The organism is Streptomyces sp. NPDC045695, assembly GCF_056432025.1.
Genome location: NZ_JBWKJU010000006.1, coordinates 21,720 through 37,470, shown reverse-complemented (window position 1 = coordinate 37,470; position 15,751 = coordinate 21,720). Strand labels below are relative to the sequence as shown.

At 71.9% G+C, this 15,751-nt stretch carries 13 protein-coding genes and 2 pseudogenes; 10 read left to right on the top strand and 5 right to left on the bottom strand.

The features are described 5' to 3' along the window. Nucleotides 1-58 precede the first annotated feature (58 nt). Nucleotides 59-2,902, bottom strand: coding sequence for a glycoside hydrolase family 3 C-terminal domain-containing protein (locus AC07DU_RS12905; protein WP_479111227.1), 2,844 nt, complete (start codon nucleotides 2,900-2,902; stop codon nucleotides 59-61). Nucleotides 2,903-3,729: 827 nt separating this feature from the next. On the opposite strand from AC07DU_RS12905, the gene chvE reads away from it, so the two are divergent. From chvE to mmsB, 3 genes are all read left to right on the top strand, one after another. Continuing rightward, nucleotides 3,730-4,824: a multiple monosaccharide ABC transporter substrate-binding protein gene (gene chvE / locus AC07DU_RS12900; protein WP_453371569.1), complete on the top strand. Its 1,095-nt coding sequence runs from the start codon at nucleotides 3,730-3,732 to the stop codon at nucleotides 4,822-4,824. A 126-nt stretch (nucleotides 4,825-4,950) separates the two neighbouring features. After that, nucleotides 4,951-6,516 carry a multiple monosaccharide ABC transporter ATP-binding protein gene (mmsA, locus tag AC07DU_RS12895; RefSeq protein ID WP_479111225.1) on the top strand — a complete coding sequence of 522 codons (1,566 nt, stop codon included), beginning with the start codon at nucleotides 4,951-4,953 and terminating at the stop codon, nucleotides 6,514-6,516. A 3-nt stretch (nucleotides 6,517-6,519) separates the two neighbouring features. Further along, nucleotides 6,520-7,755 carry a multiple monosaccharide ABC transporter permease gene (gene mmsB, locus AC07DU_RS12890; RefSeq protein WP_360896969.1) on the top strand — a complete coding sequence of 412 codons (1,236 nt, stop codon included), beginning with the start codon at nucleotides 6,520-6,522 and terminating at the stop codon, nucleotides 7,753-7,755. Nucleotides 7,756-7,959: 204 nt separating this feature from the next. On the opposite strand, the pseudogene AC07DU_RS12885 reads toward mmsB, so the two are convergent. Beyond that, nucleotides 7,960-8,275: pseudogene (locus AC07DU_RS12885) on the bottom strand (phytanoyl-CoA dioxygenase family protein); the annotation flags it as partial. 94 nt (nucleotides 8,276-8,369) lie between these two features. Between AC07DU_RS12885 and AC07DU_RS12880 the strand changes: the two are divergent. The 4 genes from AC07DU_RS12880 to AC07DU_RS12865 all read left to right on the top strand — a co-directional run bounded on the left by AC07DU_RS12880 (nucleotide 8,370) and on the right by AC07DU_RS12865 (nucleotide 11,342). Continuing rightward, on the top strand, nucleotides 8,370-8,831 hold the full coding sequence (locus tag AC07DU_RS12880; protein WP_479111223.1) for a helix-turn-helix transcriptional regulator: 462 nt from the start codon (nucleotides 8,370-8,372) through the stop codon (nucleotides 8,829-8,831). Between the two features lie 123 nt (nucleotides 8,832-8,954). Then, complete coding sequence (locus AC07DU_RS12875) at nucleotides 8,955-9,902, top strand: expansin EXLX1 family cellulose-binding protein (RefSeq protein WP_479111221.1); 948 nt, start codon at nucleotides 8,955-8,957, stop codon at nucleotides 9,900-9,902. A 103-nt stretch (nucleotides 9,903-10,005) separates the two neighbouring features. Further along, complete coding sequence (locus AC07DU_RS12870) at nucleotides 10,006-10,539, top strand: SigE family RNA polymerase sigma factor (protein ID WP_360896960.1); 534 nt, start codon at nucleotides 10,006-10,008, stop codon at nucleotides 10,537-10,539. Further along, nucleotides 10,536-11,342 carry a hypothetical protein gene (locus tag AC07DU_RS12865; protein WP_479111219.1) on the top strand — a complete coding sequence of 269 codons (807 nt, stop codon included), beginning with the start codon at nucleotides 10,536-10,538 and terminating at the stop codon, nucleotides 11,340-11,342. Before AC07DU_RS12870 ends, AC07DU_RS12865 begins: the two co-directional genes overlap by 4 nt. Before the next feature lie 260 nt (nucleotides 11,343-11,602). Here the strand turns inward: AC07DU_RS12865 and AC07DU_RS12860 are convergent, their stop codons facing one another. Beyond that, nucleotides 11,603-13,003, bottom strand: coding sequence for an outer membrane protein assembly factor BamB family protein (locus AC07DU_RS12860; RefSeq protein ID WP_479111217.1), 1,401 nt, complete (start codon nucleotides 13,001-13,003; stop codon nucleotides 11,603-11,605). 477 nt (nucleotides 13,004-13,480) lie between these two features. Here AC07DU_RS12860 and AC07DU_RS12855 point away from each other — a divergent pair, with 477 nt between their 5' ends. Beyond that, a complete protein-coding gene (locus AC07DU_RS12855) occupies nucleotides 13,481-13,678 on the top strand; it encodes a hypothetical protein (protein ID WP_479111215.1) in 198 nt (65 codons plus the stop codon). Between the two features lie 496 nt (nucleotides 13,679-14,174). On the opposite strand, the gene AC07DU_RS12850 is transcribed toward AC07DU_RS12855, so the two are convergent. Next, nucleotides 14,175-14,708, bottom strand: coding sequence for a VOC family protein (locus tag AC07DU_RS12850; RefSeq protein ID WP_479111213.1), 534 nt, complete (start codon nucleotides 14,706-14,708; stop codon nucleotides 14,175-14,177). Between the two features lie 201 nt (nucleotides 14,709-14,909). On the opposite strand from AC07DU_RS12850, the gene AC07DU_RS12845 reads away from it, so the two are divergent. Continuing rightward, nucleotides 14,910-15,227 carry a hypothetical protein gene (locus AC07DU_RS12845; RefSeq protein ID WP_360896940.1) on the top strand — a complete coding sequence of 106 codons (318 nt, stop codon included), beginning with the start codon at nucleotides 14,910-14,912 and terminating at the stop codon, nucleotides 15,225-15,227. A 29-nt stretch (nucleotides 15,228-15,256) separates the two neighbouring features. Here AC07DU_RS12845 and AC07DU_RS12840 read toward each other — a convergent pair whose 3' ends face one another. Beyond that, nucleotides 15,257-15,394 carry a hypothetical protein gene (locus tag AC07DU_RS12840; RefSeq protein WP_479111211.1) on the bottom strand — a complete coding sequence of 46 codons (138 nt, stop codon included), beginning with the start codon at nucleotides 15,392-15,394 and terminating at the stop codon, nucleotides 15,257-15,259. Nucleotides 15,395-15,421: 27 nt separating this feature from the next. Here AC07DU_RS12840 and AC07DU_RS12835 point away from each other — a divergent pair. Continuing rightward, a pseudogene (locus tag AC07DU_RS12835) lies at nucleotides 15,422-15,680 on the top strand (hypothetical protein); the annotation flags it as partial. Nucleotides 15,681-15,751: the final 71 nt, after the last annotated feature.

Genomic DNA, 15,751 nt, shown 5'->3' with positions numbered 1-15,751 from the left:
CGAAGTGGTGACGGGGTGACGGGGTGACGGGGTGACGGGGTGACGGTGCGCGGCGGTCTCACAAGGCCGTGAAGCCGAAGGCGGCCAGGCGGAAGCCGCCGTGCAGTGTCAGCTCCAAGTCGTGGACGCCGTCCGGCGCAGCGGCGAGCTCGGCCCCGACGGTGGTCCACGCATAGCGGCTGCCGGTGACGGGAACATCGAGGGCGGCCAACAGCACGCCGTCGGTGCGCAGTTCCAGCCGGGCCGGGGTGGTGCCCGCGTTCTCCCGGGCGGTCTCGGCCTCGACCCGGGCCGCCCCGGAGAGGTCGACGTCGCGGAAGAGGAGCGTCGCGGGCCGCGTCGGGTCGGCCGGACTCATCGCGTCCCCGCAGGTGCGGGTGGCGTCGACGATGGTGGTGCCCGCGTGGTCGTCGAAGTCGACGGTCAGGGTTCGTCGTCCGACGACCACGCGGGGGGCGGGGGCCGTCCCGGTCACCGCGAGCTGTGCGGTGAGGACCGGGTGCTCGGCGGAGCGGCCGACGGTGATCTCGTAGCGGCCGGGGTCGACGGTGAAGGCGCCGGCCGCCACGTCCCAGTGGGCGAGCCGCTCGGCCGGGATCGGGAACGTCAGCTCCCGGGTCTCGCCCGGCTCCAGGCGGACCTTGCGGAAGTCGGCGAGGCGCCGTCGGGGGGCTTCGTAGCGGGTGTCCAGTGCCCGGACGTAGAGCTGGACCACCTCGCTGCCGGCCCGTCGGCCGGTGTTGGCCAGGGTCACCGTGACGTCGACCGAGCCGTCCTGGCCGATGGACGGCTGCGACAGGGTCAGGCCGCGGTGGGCGAAGTCGGTGTAGGACAGCCCGTGGCCGAAGGGATAGAGGGGTGCGGCCCGGTGGTACTGGTAGGTCCAGCCGGCCTTGATGATGTCGTAGTCGAGCGGGTCCGGCAGCGGGTCCTCGCCCCGGTACCAGGTCTGCGGCAGGCGCCCGGCGGGCTCGGCCTCCCCCAGCAGCACCGCGGCCAGTGCGTGGCCCGTCTCCTGCCCACCGTGGGAGGTCCACACCACGGCGGGCAGGTGCGCGTCGGCCCAGTCGACGGCGTACGGGTAGCTGCTCATGACCACCAGCGCCGTCGCGGGGCAGGCGGCGGCGACCGTGCGCAGCAGTGCCTCCTGCGTCTCGGGCAGGCCGATGCCCGCGCGGTCCTCGGTCTCGCGGCCGTTGACCATCGGGTGGTTGCCGAGGACGACGACCGTCACGTCGGCCGTCTCGGCGGCCGCCCGGGCCTCGGCCGCGCCGTCGCGCAGCAGCTCCCGCTGCCAGCGCTCGGCGGCGTCCGGGGTCAGGGCGGTGACGCTCACCGCGCCGTCGTCCGGGTCCACGGCGGCGTAGCGTCCGGTGAGCACGGACCGGAGCACCACGACGCCGTCCCCGGCCGGTTCGAGCCGGAAGGTCTCGTGGATCTCCCAGCTCTTGAGCACCTCCCGGTCGGCCGCCAGGGTGTCGTCGTCCTTGAGGCTCAGGTAGCGGCCGGTGTCGGCGGCGCGCAGGGTCAGTACGCCGCGTCCCCAGTCGGCCACGTCGAAGGCGGTCTTGCCCAGCAGTTCCCCGGTGACGGTGGAGCGCAGCGCGATCCGGTCGGCGCCCTCCTCGCACACCACCTCGCCGCCGTGGACGCCGAGCGCCTCGGCGAGTCCGGCGGCGACGCCGACCTCGTAGGGCAGGGTGCCGCTGTACCAGTCCTCGTACAGCGTGTCGGCGAGCGGGCCGATGACGGCGATCCGCGGTGACCGCCCCGCATCGAACGGCAGCAGGCCCTCGTTCTTGAGCAGCACCACCGACTCGGTGGCGGCATGCCGCGCCAGCTCACGGTGCTCGGTGCAGTCGATGACCTCGGGACCGATGCCGGCGTAGGGGTCCAGTTCGGGGTCGAACTCGCCGAGCCGGAAGCGCAGTTCCAGCTGGCGGCGGACCGCGCGGGTCACGTCGGCCGCGTCGATGAGGCCGCGCTCCAGGGCCTCGCGCAGCCGGCCGACCGGGGTCGCGCTGTCCTCACCGTGGTCGGTGAAGCTGTCGATGCCGGCCTTGAGCGCCGCCGCGTGGGACTCGGCGTGGTCGTCGAAGTACTCCTCCGGGTCGACCAGGTTGGACGGGGCTTCGGCGTCACTGACGACGAACAGCTCGTGGCCGGTCGGCGCCGCCCAGCGGCGCAGCTGCTGCTCGATGAGCGGGCTCACGTGGCAGGGGCGGCCGTTGACGAGGTTGTAGGCGGCCATGGCACCGGTCGCGGCGCCGGATGCGACGACGGGGCGGAAGGCGGCCAGGTCGTACTCGTGGAGCACGCGCGGGCGCAGCCCGGAAGAGGTGGTGCAACGGTCGTCCTCGTTGTTGTAGGCGAGGAAGTGCTTGAGCACCGGAGCCGTCCGCAGGTAGGCCGGGTGGTCGCCGGACAGGCCCCGGCAGAAGGCCTCTCCGAGGCGGGCGGTGTGCACCGGGTCCTCGGAGTACCCCTCCTCGTTGCGCCCCCAGCGCGGGTCGCGCAGCAGGTTCAGTACGGGCGCCCAGGCCTGGAGGCTGTGCGGAGCACTGCCGACGGCGGGCGGGCGGTGGCGGTGGAAGGCGCGCAGTTCGGTCGAGACCGCCTCGGCGACCCGGCGCACCAGGCCCTCGTCCCAGGTGGCGCCGAGGCCGACGGCCTGCGGGAAGACGGTCGCCACGCCCAGCCAGGAGACACCGTGCAGGGCCTCGCTGCCGGTGCGGAAGGGGCCGACGCCCAGGCGCGGGACGGCCGGTGCGCACTGGTGCAGCATCGCGGTCCGCTCGTCGAGCGTGAGCCGTTCGAGCAGGTCGTCGACGCGCTCGCGCAGGGGGAGCGCCGGATTGCGGAAAGGAGGCGGACCGGCTGCGGGCGCGAACAGGGAACTCACGTGGACGACCCCTCGGCAGGTTGATGTGACGAGTATTTGTCGAAGCGCTTCGACGCTGACATGAACCAGTGCCACTGTCAACTGTCGCTGGTTAAACCAGTTTTGTATTTACTCAGGCTTCTTGCCGGATGCGTGACCCGTCTGTCAGCGGCGCGGCGATGTCCAAGCGCTTCGAAACGTCGACGGAAAGGGCCGGGGCGGGCACGGGAGCGGCACCTCTCCCCCGGGCTATCACGGTGGGGTCGGTGCGACGGCGGGCGGCACGAGCGGGCCAATGGGCCACCGCCCCTCGATGTTAGCGCTCACAATCTTGCCGACAAGGAGCCCGTCGAGCCTCGCCGGAGGGCGACCGCCGCGACGCGGGGCCCGGGCCGGCGCGGCGGCCGGCGACGGGACCGGAGACGCCGGCCCGAGGGGGGCCGAGGGGCCGGTCCGGTGGCGCGCGGTGCGGTGCCAGATCGATCAAGTGCCTGGTCGCCGCCTGGGCGCCGGATTCCCGCACCCCGCCGAGACGCCCCGCACGGCGCGCCGCCCGCTCGACACCTTCAGGCGTCGGGGCGGGGTCGCACAGGGCCGCCCTGGCCCGATCTGAAGACAGGCCCCCGCCGGGGTTGCTGAGGGCCCGCCCCGGTCTTGGTCGACGGCGATCCGAACAGACTCTTGACGACACTCTTGTGAGCGTTAACACTCAGGTATCGCCAGGCCGGAGCCGCTCCCACGCGACTTCGCCCCGCGCGAGGAAACGACTCCCGGCCGGCCCCGCTCGACCGCTTCCGGTCACCCACCGGGTCGCACCGTGCCGGTCGCGGAACATCACTGGAGGAACTGTGCGGAAGCTTGCAGCGGGTCTTGTCACCGTGGGTCTCACGCTGTCGCTGGCAGCCTGCGGCCAGAGCGCCAACGGAGCGGGCGACGGCGGGGGCGGAGGGGACGCCAAGGGCGGCCTCGTCGGCATCGCGATGCCGACCAAGTCGTCGGAGCGCTGGATCAACGACGGCAACAACATGGTCAAGGAGTTCCAGGCCAAGGGGTACAAGACCGACCTCCAGTACGGCAACAACGTCGTGGAGAACCAGGTCTCCCAGGTGGAGAACATGATCACCAAGGGGGCCAAGCTGCTGGTGATCGCCGCCATCGACGGCTCCTCCCTCACCAACGTGCTGCAGAAGGCCGCCGACGCCCACATCCCCGTCATCTCCTACGACCGGCTGATCCGCGGCACCGGGAACGTCGACTACTACGCGACCTTCGACAACTACAAGGTCGGCGTCCTCCAGGGCAGTTACATCGTCGACAAGCTCGGCCTCAAGGACGGCAAGGGCCCGTTCAACATCGAGCTGTTCGCCGGCTCACCGGACGACAACAACGCCACCTTCTTCTTCAACGGTGCGATGAGCGTCCTCAAGCCGTACGTCGACGACAAGAAGCTGGTCGTGCAGAGCGGCCAGACCTCCTTCAACCAGAGCGCCACGCTGCGCTGGGACGGAGGTCTCGCCCAGTCCCGGATGGACAACCTGCTGAGCAAGTCGTACACCGCCGCCCGCGTCGACGCCGTGCTCTCCCCGTACGACGGCATCTCGATCGGCATCATCTCCTCGCTCAAGGGCGTCGGCTACGGCGCCGGCCAGCCACTGCCCGTCGTCACGGGCCAGGACGCCGAGCTGGCCTCGGTGAAGTCGATCATCGCGGGCGAGCAGACCCAGACCGTCTACAAGGACACCCGCCAACTGGCCAAGGCCGCCGTCCAGATGGGCGACGCACTGCTGACCGGCGGCAAGCCCGAGGTCAATGACACCAGTCAGTACGACAACGGTGTCAAGACCGTCCCGGCGCAGCTGCTCCAGCCGGTCAGCGTCGACAAGGAGAACTACCAGAAGGTCCTGGTGGACAGCGGCCAGTACACCGCGGACCAGCTCAAGTAGCCCACGGGGCCGAACCGAGGGGTCCGGCGACGCCGAACCGGCGGCGCGATGCCCGGCCGAACCGGCGGTGCGATGCCCGGGAGAGCGCCCGGCACCGCACCGCCCCGACGATACGGATGCACAACCATGGCCCGACCCGTTCTCGAGATGCGGTCGATCAGCAAGACGTTTCCCGGTGTCAAGGCCCTCTCCGAGGTCAACCTGACCGTCGCCGCAGGTGAGGTCCACGCCGTCTGCGGTGAGAACGGCGCCGGCAAGTCCACCCTGATGAAGGTGCTCAGCGGGGTCCACCCCTACGGCAGCTACCAGGGCGACATCTACTTCGAGGGTGAGCCCTGCCGGTTCCGGGACATCCGCGCCAGCGAGCAGCGCGGCATCGTGATCATCCACCAGGAACTCGCGCTGGTGCCCTACCTGTCCATCGCCGAGAACATCTTCCTCGGCAACGAGCACGCCACCCGCGGCGTCATCAGCTGGCACCGTACGCTGACCCACGCCGCCGCACTGATCCGGCAGGTCGGACTCGACGAGAGCCCGCACACGAGGATCGCCGATCTCGGCGTCGGCAAACAGCAGCTGGTCGAGATCGCCAAGGCGCTCGCCAAGAAGGTCAAGCTGCTCATCCTGGACGAGCCGACGGCCGCCCTGAACGACGAGGACAGCCGCAATCTGCTCGACCTGATCGTCGAACTCAAGGCACAGGGCATCTCCTGCATCCTGATCTCGCACAAGCTGAACGAGATCGCGCGCGTCGCCGACTCCGTCACCATCCTGCGCGACGGGCGGACCATCGAGACCCTCGCGATCGGCTCCGGGGGCATCTCAGAGGAGCGGATCATCCGTGGCATGGTCGGCCGCGACCTGGAACACCGCTACCCCGAGCGGCAGCCCTACTCGGCACCAGGGGCGGAGATCGGCGCGCCCGCCTTCGAGATCGAGGACTGGAGCGTCCGGCACCCGATCGACCACCGGCGCAAGGTGGTCGACGGCGCTTCGCTGAACGCGCGCCGCGGCGAGATCGTCGGCATCGCCGGCCTCATGGGCGCCGGCCGCACCGAACTGGCCATGAGCGTCTTCGGCCGTTCCTACGGACGGTGGACCGGCGGCCGGGTGCGGCTGCACGGCCGGGAGATCCGCACCCGGACGGTACCGGAGGCGATCGGGCACGGCATCGCGTACGTGACCGAGGACCGCAAGCAGCTCGGCCTCGACCTCAATGACGACATCAGCCGGAACATCTCGCTGAGCTCCCTCGGCAAGGTCGCCCGGCGGGGCTGGGTCAACCGGCACGAGGAGGCGCGGATCGCCGAATCGTTCCGGCGGACCATGAACATCAAAGCCCCCTCGGTGTTCGCGCAGACCGGCAAGCTCAGCGGCGGCAACCAGCAGAAGGTCGTCCTCAGCAAGTGGATCTTCGCCGACCCGGAGGTGCTGATCCTCGACGAACCCACCCGGGGCATCGACATCGGCGCCAAGGCGGAGATCTACACCGTCATCGCGGACCTCGCCGCCCAGGGCAAGACGATCCTCGTCATCTCCTCGGAACTCCCCGAACTCCTGGGCCTGTGCGACCGGATCTACACCATGGCCGAAGGCCGGATCACCGGTGAGGTGCCCCGTGCCGACGCCACCCAGGAATCCCTCATGCGGCTCATGACCATGAGCCCCGCATACCCCGACAAGCAGGTGTGAGGCATGGCCCAGACCCAGACCACCCCCGACATCAAGCCCGGCACACGGCCCACCGGCCCACGGCCGTCGGCCGGTGCCGTACTGGCCGGAGCGCTGCGCGGCAATCTGCGCCAGTACGGGATGCTGGTCGCGCTGGCGCTGATCGTGCTGCTGTTCCAGTTCTGGACGGACGGCATCCTGCTCCAGCCGCTCAACATCACCAATCTGATCCAGCAGAACGGCTACATCCTCATCCTGGCCATCGGCATGATGATCGTCATCATCGCCGGGCACATCGACCTGTCGGTGGGGTCGCTCGCCGCGTTCGTCGGGGCGGCCGCGGCGGTGATGATGGTCAAGCACCACGTGCCGTGGCCCGTGGCGCTGGTGGCCGCGCTGCTGATCGGTGCCCTCGCCGGAGCCTGGCAGGGGTTCTGGATCGCCTACCTCGGGATCCCCTCGTTCATCGTCACGCTGGCCGGCATGCTGCTGTTCCGCGGCGGGACCCAGATCCTCCTCCAGGGCCAGTCGGTGGCGCCGTTCCCCAAGTCCTTCCAGAACATCAGCAGCGGCTTCCTCCCCGCGGTCGGTCCGCACACCGACTACCACAACCTCACCCTGCTGCTGGGCCTCGTCGTGTGGGCCGTCGCGATCCTGCAAGAGGTGCGCGGACGGCGCCGGGCCGTCTCGTACGGGCTGGAACCGCTCCCGGCGGGACTGTTCCTGATGAAGCTCGGCGCGATCACGGCGGCCGTGGTGGCCTTCACGCTGCTGCTGGCCAGCTACCACGGCGTACCGGTCGTACTGCTGATCCTCGGCGTCCTGCTGGTCGGCTTCGGCTACGTGATGCGCAACTCGATCCTCGGCCGGCACACCTACGCCATCGGCGGCAACGAAGCCGCGGCGCGGCTGTCCGGGGTGAAGAGCAAGCGGGTCGTCTTCCTGGCCTTCGTGAACATGGGCGTCCTCGCGGCCCTCGCCGGGCTGGTCTTCGCGGCGCGCCTCAACGCCGGTACGCCGCAGGCCGGCATCAACTTCGAGCTGGAGGCGATCGCCGCCGCCTTCATCGGAGGCGCCTCCGCGAGCGGCGGTGTGGGGACCGTACTCGGTGCCCTCATCGGCGGTCTGGTGCTCGGGGTGCTGAACAACGGCATGTCGCTGGTCGGCGTCGGTACCGACTACCAGCAGGTGATCAAGGGCCTGGTGCTGCTGGCGGCCGTCGGCTTCGACGTCTACAACAAGCGCAAGGCCGGAGGCTGACCCCGCCGCTTCCTGGGCCGGGCGCCGCAGCCCGCACGAGGAAGGGTGCCCCGCCTACCGGTGGCCCTCCTCGTGCGGCTCCGCTCGCGCGTCCACGATCCGCTCGAAGAAGAACTCGGCGGCTCGTCGCCGTCGCCCGTGGTGGGCGAGGTGCGGCCCGTGCCGTCGTACACGGACCGGCCGACGACATGGGAGTCCAGCGCCGACTGTCCCGGCGGGGCAGACCAGCCGGTCCTGGCCGAGCAGGTTCTGGTAGCGGCTGGTGTCGGACTCGTTGATCCGCCGGAGGTGGCTGCCCGGCACGCTGGGCGTTCCGCCCCTCTCCAGCGTCACCGCCTGCGGAAAGTACATCAACTGGCACGTCGAAGGCGTCCTGGCGGACGTCGATGATGGCGTCCCCGTGCAACGGCTGCGCGTGGCCGCCGTGGGGCTCGCGGATGTGTACGAAGTGGTGGTCCACCCACGGCTCCGGGCCCCCGAGGCTGTGCCGGGCCCCCGCGACCTGCGGGACCTCCAGCAAACCGCGTCCCCCTCCGTCTGGGCGCGGGTGGAACCCCACGCTGCATTCCGGTCGTTCAGCACGCCGGGCCTCATCTCGCTCTGCTCACCACCCGTTGCGGCACGCACTGGCCGCAAGGCCGAACACCCCGGCACGGGCCGCCGCCGAGGTGTGGGCCGCCCTGTGGCGGGTCTCGCAGCTCACCCCTGCGCGGGAACGGAACACGCGGGCCGCTCATCCGGCGGTCGCAGCCGCCGTGGCCCTCATCGAGGCGCGGCTGGGTCAGCCCCTGACGGTGCCGGACATCGCGGCGGCGGCCGGTGTCTCCCACAACCACCTGACGCGGCTCTTCCGCGCCGCGACGGGAGAGACGGTCGTCGGCTACATCCGGGCCCGGCGCATGGAACGGGCCCGCCACTTCCTCCAGGCCACCACGCTCTCCGTCCCCGCCGTCGCCGCATCGGTCGGCATTCCCGACCTCCAGGCGCTCAACAAGGCCTGCCGCCGCGTACTCGGAGCGTCTCCCCGGGCCGTCCGTGCCTCTCGGCCCCTCTCGCCCCGCTCCGCCGCCGAGTGAGCGGGCCGGCACCGGACGCGGCTGCCCGGGAAGATCCGCCGCGCGCCTGCGCCCCGTCGGCAACCTTTTCGCATCCTGCGGCGACCAGGCAGTGCACTCGACTCGACCTTCGAACGGACCGACATGCACACTGCACGGCAGGCCGCGCGGCAGCGCAGGCGCAGACTCAGGCTGATCACGGGTACGGCGGTGGTGATGACCGCCGCGGGCGTGCTCGTCTGCCTCGTGACGGCCATGCTCCCCGGCCAGGAGGCCGGGACCGCGGCCGGCACGGCCGCGCCCGCCGTCAGCCAGCCGGACGCCACGCCCTCGGCCCCGACGGCCCCCGCGCCGCCGACGGACAGCCCGCCTGCCGCGGCGACCGCGACCCCGACCGCGGCCGCCGGTACGGCCACCGAGGCGCCACGGCCTTCGGTGGAGGCGAGCCCGCAGGCGGCGTCCGGCACGGCGCCTTCGCCGGGACGCATCCGGCCCGGGACCACCTACAAGGGCGTCGCCACCGCATACGCCGCCGGCGACGGCAACGGCGCCTGCCTGTTCGGCCCGAGCGACGACCTCATGGTCGCGGCGATGAACACCACCGACTACGAGTCGTCCAGGGCGTGCGGCGCTTACGTACGCGTCCGCGCCGCGAGCGGCGCCTCGATCACGGTCCGGATCACCAACGAATGCCCGCTGCCCTGCGCACCGGGCCAACTGGACCTCAGTGAACAGGCCTTCGCGAAACTGGCCGATCCCAAGCTCGGCCGCGTCCCGATCACCTGGAGCCTGCTGAGCTCCCCCACGTCCGGCCCCCTCTCCGTCCGGTACAAGACAGGCTCCAGCCCCCACTGGTGCGGCATCCAGGTGCTCGGCCACCGGAACCCGGTCGCGCGGCTGGAGGTGCGCACCGCCAAGGGCTGGCGCGCACTGCCCCGCACCGTGTACAACTACTTCCTCGCCGCCGACGGCAGCGGGTGCGGCGGCGCGATGAGGATCACCGACATCTACGGGGAGCAACTGACGGTCGACGGGACGGCGTTGCTGCCGGACGTCATACAACCGACCCGAGTCCAGTTCACGCCGCACTGAGACCGCACTGGCACGGCACTCACACCGCGCCGCGGCCGGGCGCTGGTACGCTGCCGCCCGGATGTTAGCGCACACATTTTGCCGGAGGGGGCGATCGACGGACATGGTCCTCGATGACGCGTCCGCGGAGTTCCACGACTTCTTCGAACGCCACTACGCCGAACTCGCCCGCTTTGCCCATCTCCTGACGGGTGAGGCGGACGGTGCCGACGACCTGGCGGCGGACGCCCTGATCGCGCTGTGGCAGCGCTGGGACCGGATGCGCCAGGCCGAGCACCCGCTCGCCTATGCCCGCGGCGTGGTGGCCAACCTGGTACGGTCACGGATCCGCAGCGCGGTGCGCGAGCGCCGCCGGATCGCCCTGTTCTGGTCCCGCGGTCAGGAGCCGTCGGAGGGACCGGACGTGGCCGCGGCGGTGGACGTGCGTACGGCTCTCGCCCGGTTGCCGTTCCGCAAGCGCACGTGCGTGGTCCTGCGACACGCCTTCGACCTCTCGGAGAAGGACACCGCTCTGGCCCTGGGAATATCGGTCGGTACGGTGAAGAGCCAGACCTCGAAGGGGATGGCCGAACTGGAACGGATGCTGGGCAGCACGGGCGCAGCCGGGGAACTGTTGGCGGGAAGGAGGAGCCGGTGAACGAGGACCTCACCGGGCGGCTGCGCGCAGCCGCCGAGGCCCACCAGCCCGACCGCGCGCGCATCCTGGCACGCGTGGAACGCGGCATGTCCGGCGCCCCCGACCACCACCGCGGGTCGTCCGGCGCGATGCCCTGGCCCAGGGTGGCGCTCGCCTCCCTCGCCGCGGTCAGCGTCCTGGCGGTCGGCGGTTTCGCCGTCGCCGCCATCGTCCAGTCCCCTCCGGCCGTCCCGGCCACCCCCGCCGCGCCGGCCACGCCCTCCGCCCCGCCCGCGTCCGGGACTCCCCGCTCCACACCGTCGGCGCCCGCCACCGGCGGCCCGACCGCGCCGGACCGCCCGTCCCCGCCGAGCCCGGGCCCCGCGGCGTCGGGCGGCGCGGGCTCGGCCCGGCCCGACGGCGCGCGCGTCCAGGACGGACCCCTGTCGTCGGCCGGCTCCCTGAACCCGGGCGGAAACACCTACTGGGCGCAGAGCGACATCACCCTCAAGACCGCCCAGCCGCTCACCGCGCTCACCGTGGAACTGCGCGTCGCGCAGACCGGCGGGGTGCAGAGCACCGGCAGCTGGCGGACCCTGCCCGCCGAAGACTTCACCGTCACCGTGCAGCAGGAGGCCGCGGCCGTGGTCTACCGCTGGACCCTCAAGCCGGGCCGCACCGTCCCGGCGGGACAGCACGTCTTCGCCGGGCAGTACAACCACGCCGCCGGCGAGCGCGAGGCGGGCAACGACCGCTACCGCGTCGACGCCAACGGCGCCCGCGGCGCCCTCTCGGTGTGGGGCGGCTTCACCCCGGCGCGCTGAGGCCGTGCCCCTGGCCTCGGTGAAGCCCCGGCGGGGCGGCGGTTTCCAGGGGGCGTCAGAACGAGCCGAGGTATGCCTTCGTGGCGCCTGCCTCCGTCAGGACGATCCCCGCGCCCGAGAGGACGAAGGCCACGATGAAGCCCGGTCACAGGTGATCGGCCGAGCCCCGTTCGGCCGGGCCCCGTTCGGCCGAGCCCCGTTCGGCCGGGCCCCGTTCGGCCGAGCCCCCTTCGGCCGGGCCCCGTTCGGCCGGGCCTGACTCACCAGCCGACCGTCGGCGCCACGTCGAAGATCGGCGGGAGGCGGCCGTCGTCGTCGAGGTTGACGAAGGTCCTGCCGTAGAGGGCGAACGACGTGCCCAGCCGCAGGCCCCGCAGGACCGTCGACTCGCCACCCGGCTTCCCGGTGCCCGGGTCGACGTGCCAGAGGTGGAAGTACGCGCCCTCCGTGACCACGGCGATCCGGCCGCTCCGGTCGGCGGCCAGCGCGCGCACCCGCCAGTCGTGGTCGAAGGCGCGGGTCCACAAGCGGCGGCCGTCCTTCAGGGAGAAGGCGGCCAGGACCTCCCGCTTCTCCCTTTCCCAGACCGGCGCGTACAGCACCTCGCCGACGACCAGCCACTCGGTGGCGTCCTTGGCCGGGACGTACGACCCCTCAGACTGCGCGCTCTGGCGGCCGGACTCGTCGAACGTCAGCAGGCGCCCGTCACCGACGGCGGCGGCCGGGGAGGCCGACACGATGCGCGGAGGCTCGGTCCCGACCGGCATCGCGAACCGCCAGGCGAGGGCGCCGCTGCGGGCGTCGAGCGCGAACAGCTCGACGCCCTGGTCGGTCCGGGCCAGGAGCAGGACCCGGTCGGGGCCGGCGACGACCTCCGAGGCGACGGCGCCCGCGGGCAGCGGGGAGCGCCACGACTCGGCACCGGTGACCAGGTCGTGGGCGAACACGGCGTCCGCGGTCGCCGTCACGGCCAGGGAGCCGCTCGCGGACGGCCGGCCCACGAGTTTCGGGATGTCCTTGGTCCAGCGCTGCTCGCCGGACGAGACGTCCACCGCCACCAGCCGGTTGCCGCAGGTGCTCTCCGCGGTGGTCACGGTGAGCAGGCCGGTGCCGGAGGGGGCGCCGCTGCTCATCGCGCACACCGCGCCGCCGGCCGGGGCGGGCAGACTCCAGCCGCGGCGGCCCTCACCGTCGTAGCCGGTCACGACGTCCGCGCGTCCCCGGATCACGAACCCCGTCCCCGGGGTCCCCGGCCAGGAGCCGATCGGCCTGTCCACGCCCGTGCCGTCCGGTACCTGGTACGAGAAGAGGTCCATGTGCGGGCCCCTCAGCCACGAGAAACCGAGCCAGCCCGGCCACAGCGCGACGAGCGCGACGGCGACCGCTGCGACCCAGCCGACGGCGGAGCGGTACCCGCGTCCCTTCACGGCCGACCACCACAGGCCGCCCGCGGCGAGCCCGGCGACCAGCGTCCACAGCGTCAGCCATCCCAGCCCGCGCGGGCAGCCGCCGGAACTGCACACGGCGTCGGGGGACATGTCCACGAGGTTCAACTTCAGGCACAGGACGGCGTACATCACCGCGACGGCGCTGAAGGCGCAGGCCGCGGCGAGCCGTACGTGGTCCCGGAGCCGCTTCACGAGCGGCGGTGACGCGTTCATGATCTATCCCCCCGGCCGGCAGCCTAGCCGCGATACGGCCACGCGCGGACTGCTGTGGCCGAGGCCCAGCAGGAAGACGACCAGAATCTGCGGCGGGCGGTGTTCAGCACCGACGGGGGATGGTCTCCCGGTGTGATGTTCGCCGACCACGTCAGCGCGGCCGCCCCGGCCCTGGCCGAGCTCCGCGGCACCCTGTACTGCGCCCACCGGGGTGGGATCGAGGAGCGAGGACCAGCCGCCGGTGCGCCGGACCTCGTTCACCCCGCCGGCCACCCAGCCGTTCGTCGCCGCTCTCGAGGCGGCCGGCAAGGCGCTGCCCGCGGATGCCACCGCCGAGCAGACCGAGCGGTGGAACGCCGAGCGGCGGGCCGCGGCCGACGCCCTGGAGCATCGCGACGGCGAGGCCGTATGGGCCGAGCCACGCGTCGTCATCTCCTCCGGAGACGACGAGGGGCCCTGGGAAGGGCAGCAGTCGGCATGGCCGGAGGAGACGAGGCAGCTGCCGCTCGGCCGGCCCTGGCCGTGTACGACGGGGCCGTCCACCTCGTCTACGCCGACCGCTACAACGGCCTGGTCAGGCACCTCGTCCGTGACGCGGACCACGACGGCTGGTCGATGCCCACGGACCGCTGGCCGGCCCTGAGCCAGGTGCGGGCCTTCGAGTTCTGGGAGTAGTTCCGGCAGCCCGGCGCTGGCCGCCCACGGCGGAAAGCTGCACGTGGTCTGCCGGGAAGGACCCGTCGAGTCGCTCCTGCGGCACGCCACCTACGACGGCAGGGCATGGACGGGCGGCGCTCCCCTCTCACCCGGCACGGCCCAGGACGAAACGGCCCTCCACACGGCCCCGCGCTCCCGCCGCGGCGCGGCCGTGGCCTCCTACGACGGCAAGCTCCGCACCAAGGCCCTGATCACCGCCTGGGACGCGAGGGTCGGCCCGGTTTCCAGGCTTCTTCACGACAGGCGTCGGCGCTGTCCCCGGCGGCGTTCTCGGCTTGCTGGGCGAAGCCACCGCCGGCATGGTCGTGTGCAGCTTCTGAGCCGACGCCGTTCGGCCGCGGCGCCACGGCGGCCCTTCTCAGTACGATGACCACTCAGTTCGCTGACCGTAGGGCCCCGTACGTCGCTACGGGGCCCTACGCCCTTCGCCTGCTGGGTGCAGCCGCGAGCCCGCTCAGCCGGTCGGGCGCTGCGGGGCGCTGGCCACTCCCGTCCCGCGGCCGCTGAGCGTGGCGTCCAGGGTTTCCTGCGCCGTGCGCATCGCGTCGGCGTACTTCGGCTCGGACATGCGCTTCCAGGCGAGGTCCGGGGGGACTTGCTCCTCCCGACTCATGATCCACCAGATGTTGCCGAACGGGTCCTGCACTCTGCCGCCGCGGTCCCCCCAGGCGCTGTCGGCGATCTCAGTGATCACCCGTGCCCCGTGGGCGACAGCAGCCCTCATGGCGCCGTCCGCGTCCGAAACGTAGACCCGCAGCAGCGAGGGCATGACCGGCCAGTCGGGCCGTCGGTCGAAAGCCAGCACGACCGTGTCGCCGACTCGGATCTCACCGTGGCCGATGGTGCCGTCCTCGACCGCCACCCGTGCGATCTCCTCACCGCCGAACGCGGCGGTGATGAAGTCCATCAGTGCCCCCGTATCGTCGGTGACCACCCACGGCGCGACGCTGGTATAGCCGTCGGGCGCGGTGTGACTCATCGGCCTCATCCTTCCTGTGGTCCTGCGTGATGTCGTGATGTGAGGACGGTAGAGGCCATCTAGGACAGATTCGGCCCTCGATCAGCGTGTGGAACCGCTGGAGGCCACCGGCGCCCTCGAACGCGAGACTGAGCCCCGGGACCGCGCAATCTCCGGAACCTGGGCATCCATTTCCGCTCTCCTGCGCCACCTCCAAGGCATCCTCGGAACATGACCGAGAACGAGATCAAGCTCAAGGCCATTGCCGCCCTGACGGCTCTGCGCGCCGACGTCGACGAGGGCCTCGTCTCGGATCTGCTGGGCGAGGTCATCCCGGACCAGTTCACGGTTCCGGCGGAAGCGGGGCCCGAAGAGGTTGGCTTCGCCGTGCTCAGTCAGCTGTCCGAGCCGCTGAGCGCCCTGGTCAGCGGGTTCATCACCGCCTTCGAGGCGGTCGCGGACGCCTACGACGAGACGGGCGCCGAGCCGCAGACCGAGGGGATCCTCCAGGAACTGGCGCTCCGGCTGGCCGGCGAAGATCTGGGCTGAGAAGCAGACTTCGGGCTTGCCCTCTGCCGTCAGGGCACGACGGGCCAAGGGGCGGTGAGCGACTGGTCGAGCGTGAACAGGGCGCCGTCCGGGTCGCATACGGTGACCTGGCGCTCGGCCACGGCCGTCGCCGGGGACGCCGCTGCCGCCCTGTTCGACAGCCGCATCGGTGGCGGCCTTCAGGTCGCGGACGTATCGGCGCGACCACGCCGGACGAGTACCGCAACACGTCGAGAAGGACGCGGCACTGGAGCGCCGCTTCCAGCCCGTCATGATCGACGAGCGCAGCGAGGAAGACGCCGTCTCCGTCCTCCGCGGCCTCCGGGAGCGCCTGGAAGTCTTCCACGGCGTGCAGATCCAGGACGGGGCCTGGTCGCCGCGGTCACGCTCTCCCACCGCTACAACCCCGACCGGTTCCTCCCCGACAAGGCCATCGACCTCGTCGACGAGGCTGCGCCATGCTGCGCACCGAGATCGACGAGGCCGTACGCCGCAAGCCAAGGACGAGGCCCGCGCCGCGGTCA

Coding starts and splice junctions, on each gene's coding strand:
- mmsA (WP_479111225.1), top strand. CDS start 4,951: ATGGCCCGACCCGTTCTCGAGATGCGGTCGATCAGCAAGACGTTTCCC.
- mmsB (WP_360896969.1), top strand. CDS start 6,520: ATGGCCCAGACCCAGACCACCCCCGACATCAAGCCCGGCACACGGCCC.
- AC07DU_RS12875 (WP_479111221.1), top strand. CDS start 8,955: ATGCACACTGCACGGCAGGCCGCGCGGCAGCGCAGGCGCAGACTCAGG.
- AC07DU_RS12870 (WP_360896960.1), top strand. CDS start 10,006: ATGGTCCTCGATGACGCGTCCGCGGAGTTCCACGACTTCTTCGAACGC.
- AC07DU_RS12860 (WP_479111217.1), bottom strand. CDS start 13,003: ATGAACGCGTCACCGCCGCTCGTGAAGCGGCTCCGGGACCACGTACGG.
- AC07DU_RS12855 (WP_479111215.1), top strand. CDS start 13,481: ATGGCCGGAGGAGACGAGGCAGCTGCCGCTCGGCCGGCCCTGGCCGTG.
- AC07DU_RS12850 (WP_479111213.1), bottom strand. CDS start 14,708: ATGAGGCCGATGAGTCACACCGCGCCCGACGGCTATACCAGCGTCGCG.
- AC07DU_RS12845 (WP_360896940.1), top strand. CDS start 14,910: ATGACCGAGAACGAGATCAAGCTCAAGGCCATTGCCGCCCTGACGGCT.
- AC07DU_RS12840 (WP_479111211.1), bottom strand. CDS start 15,394: ATGCGGCTGTCGAACAGGGCGGCAGCGGCGTCCCCGGCGACGGCCGTG.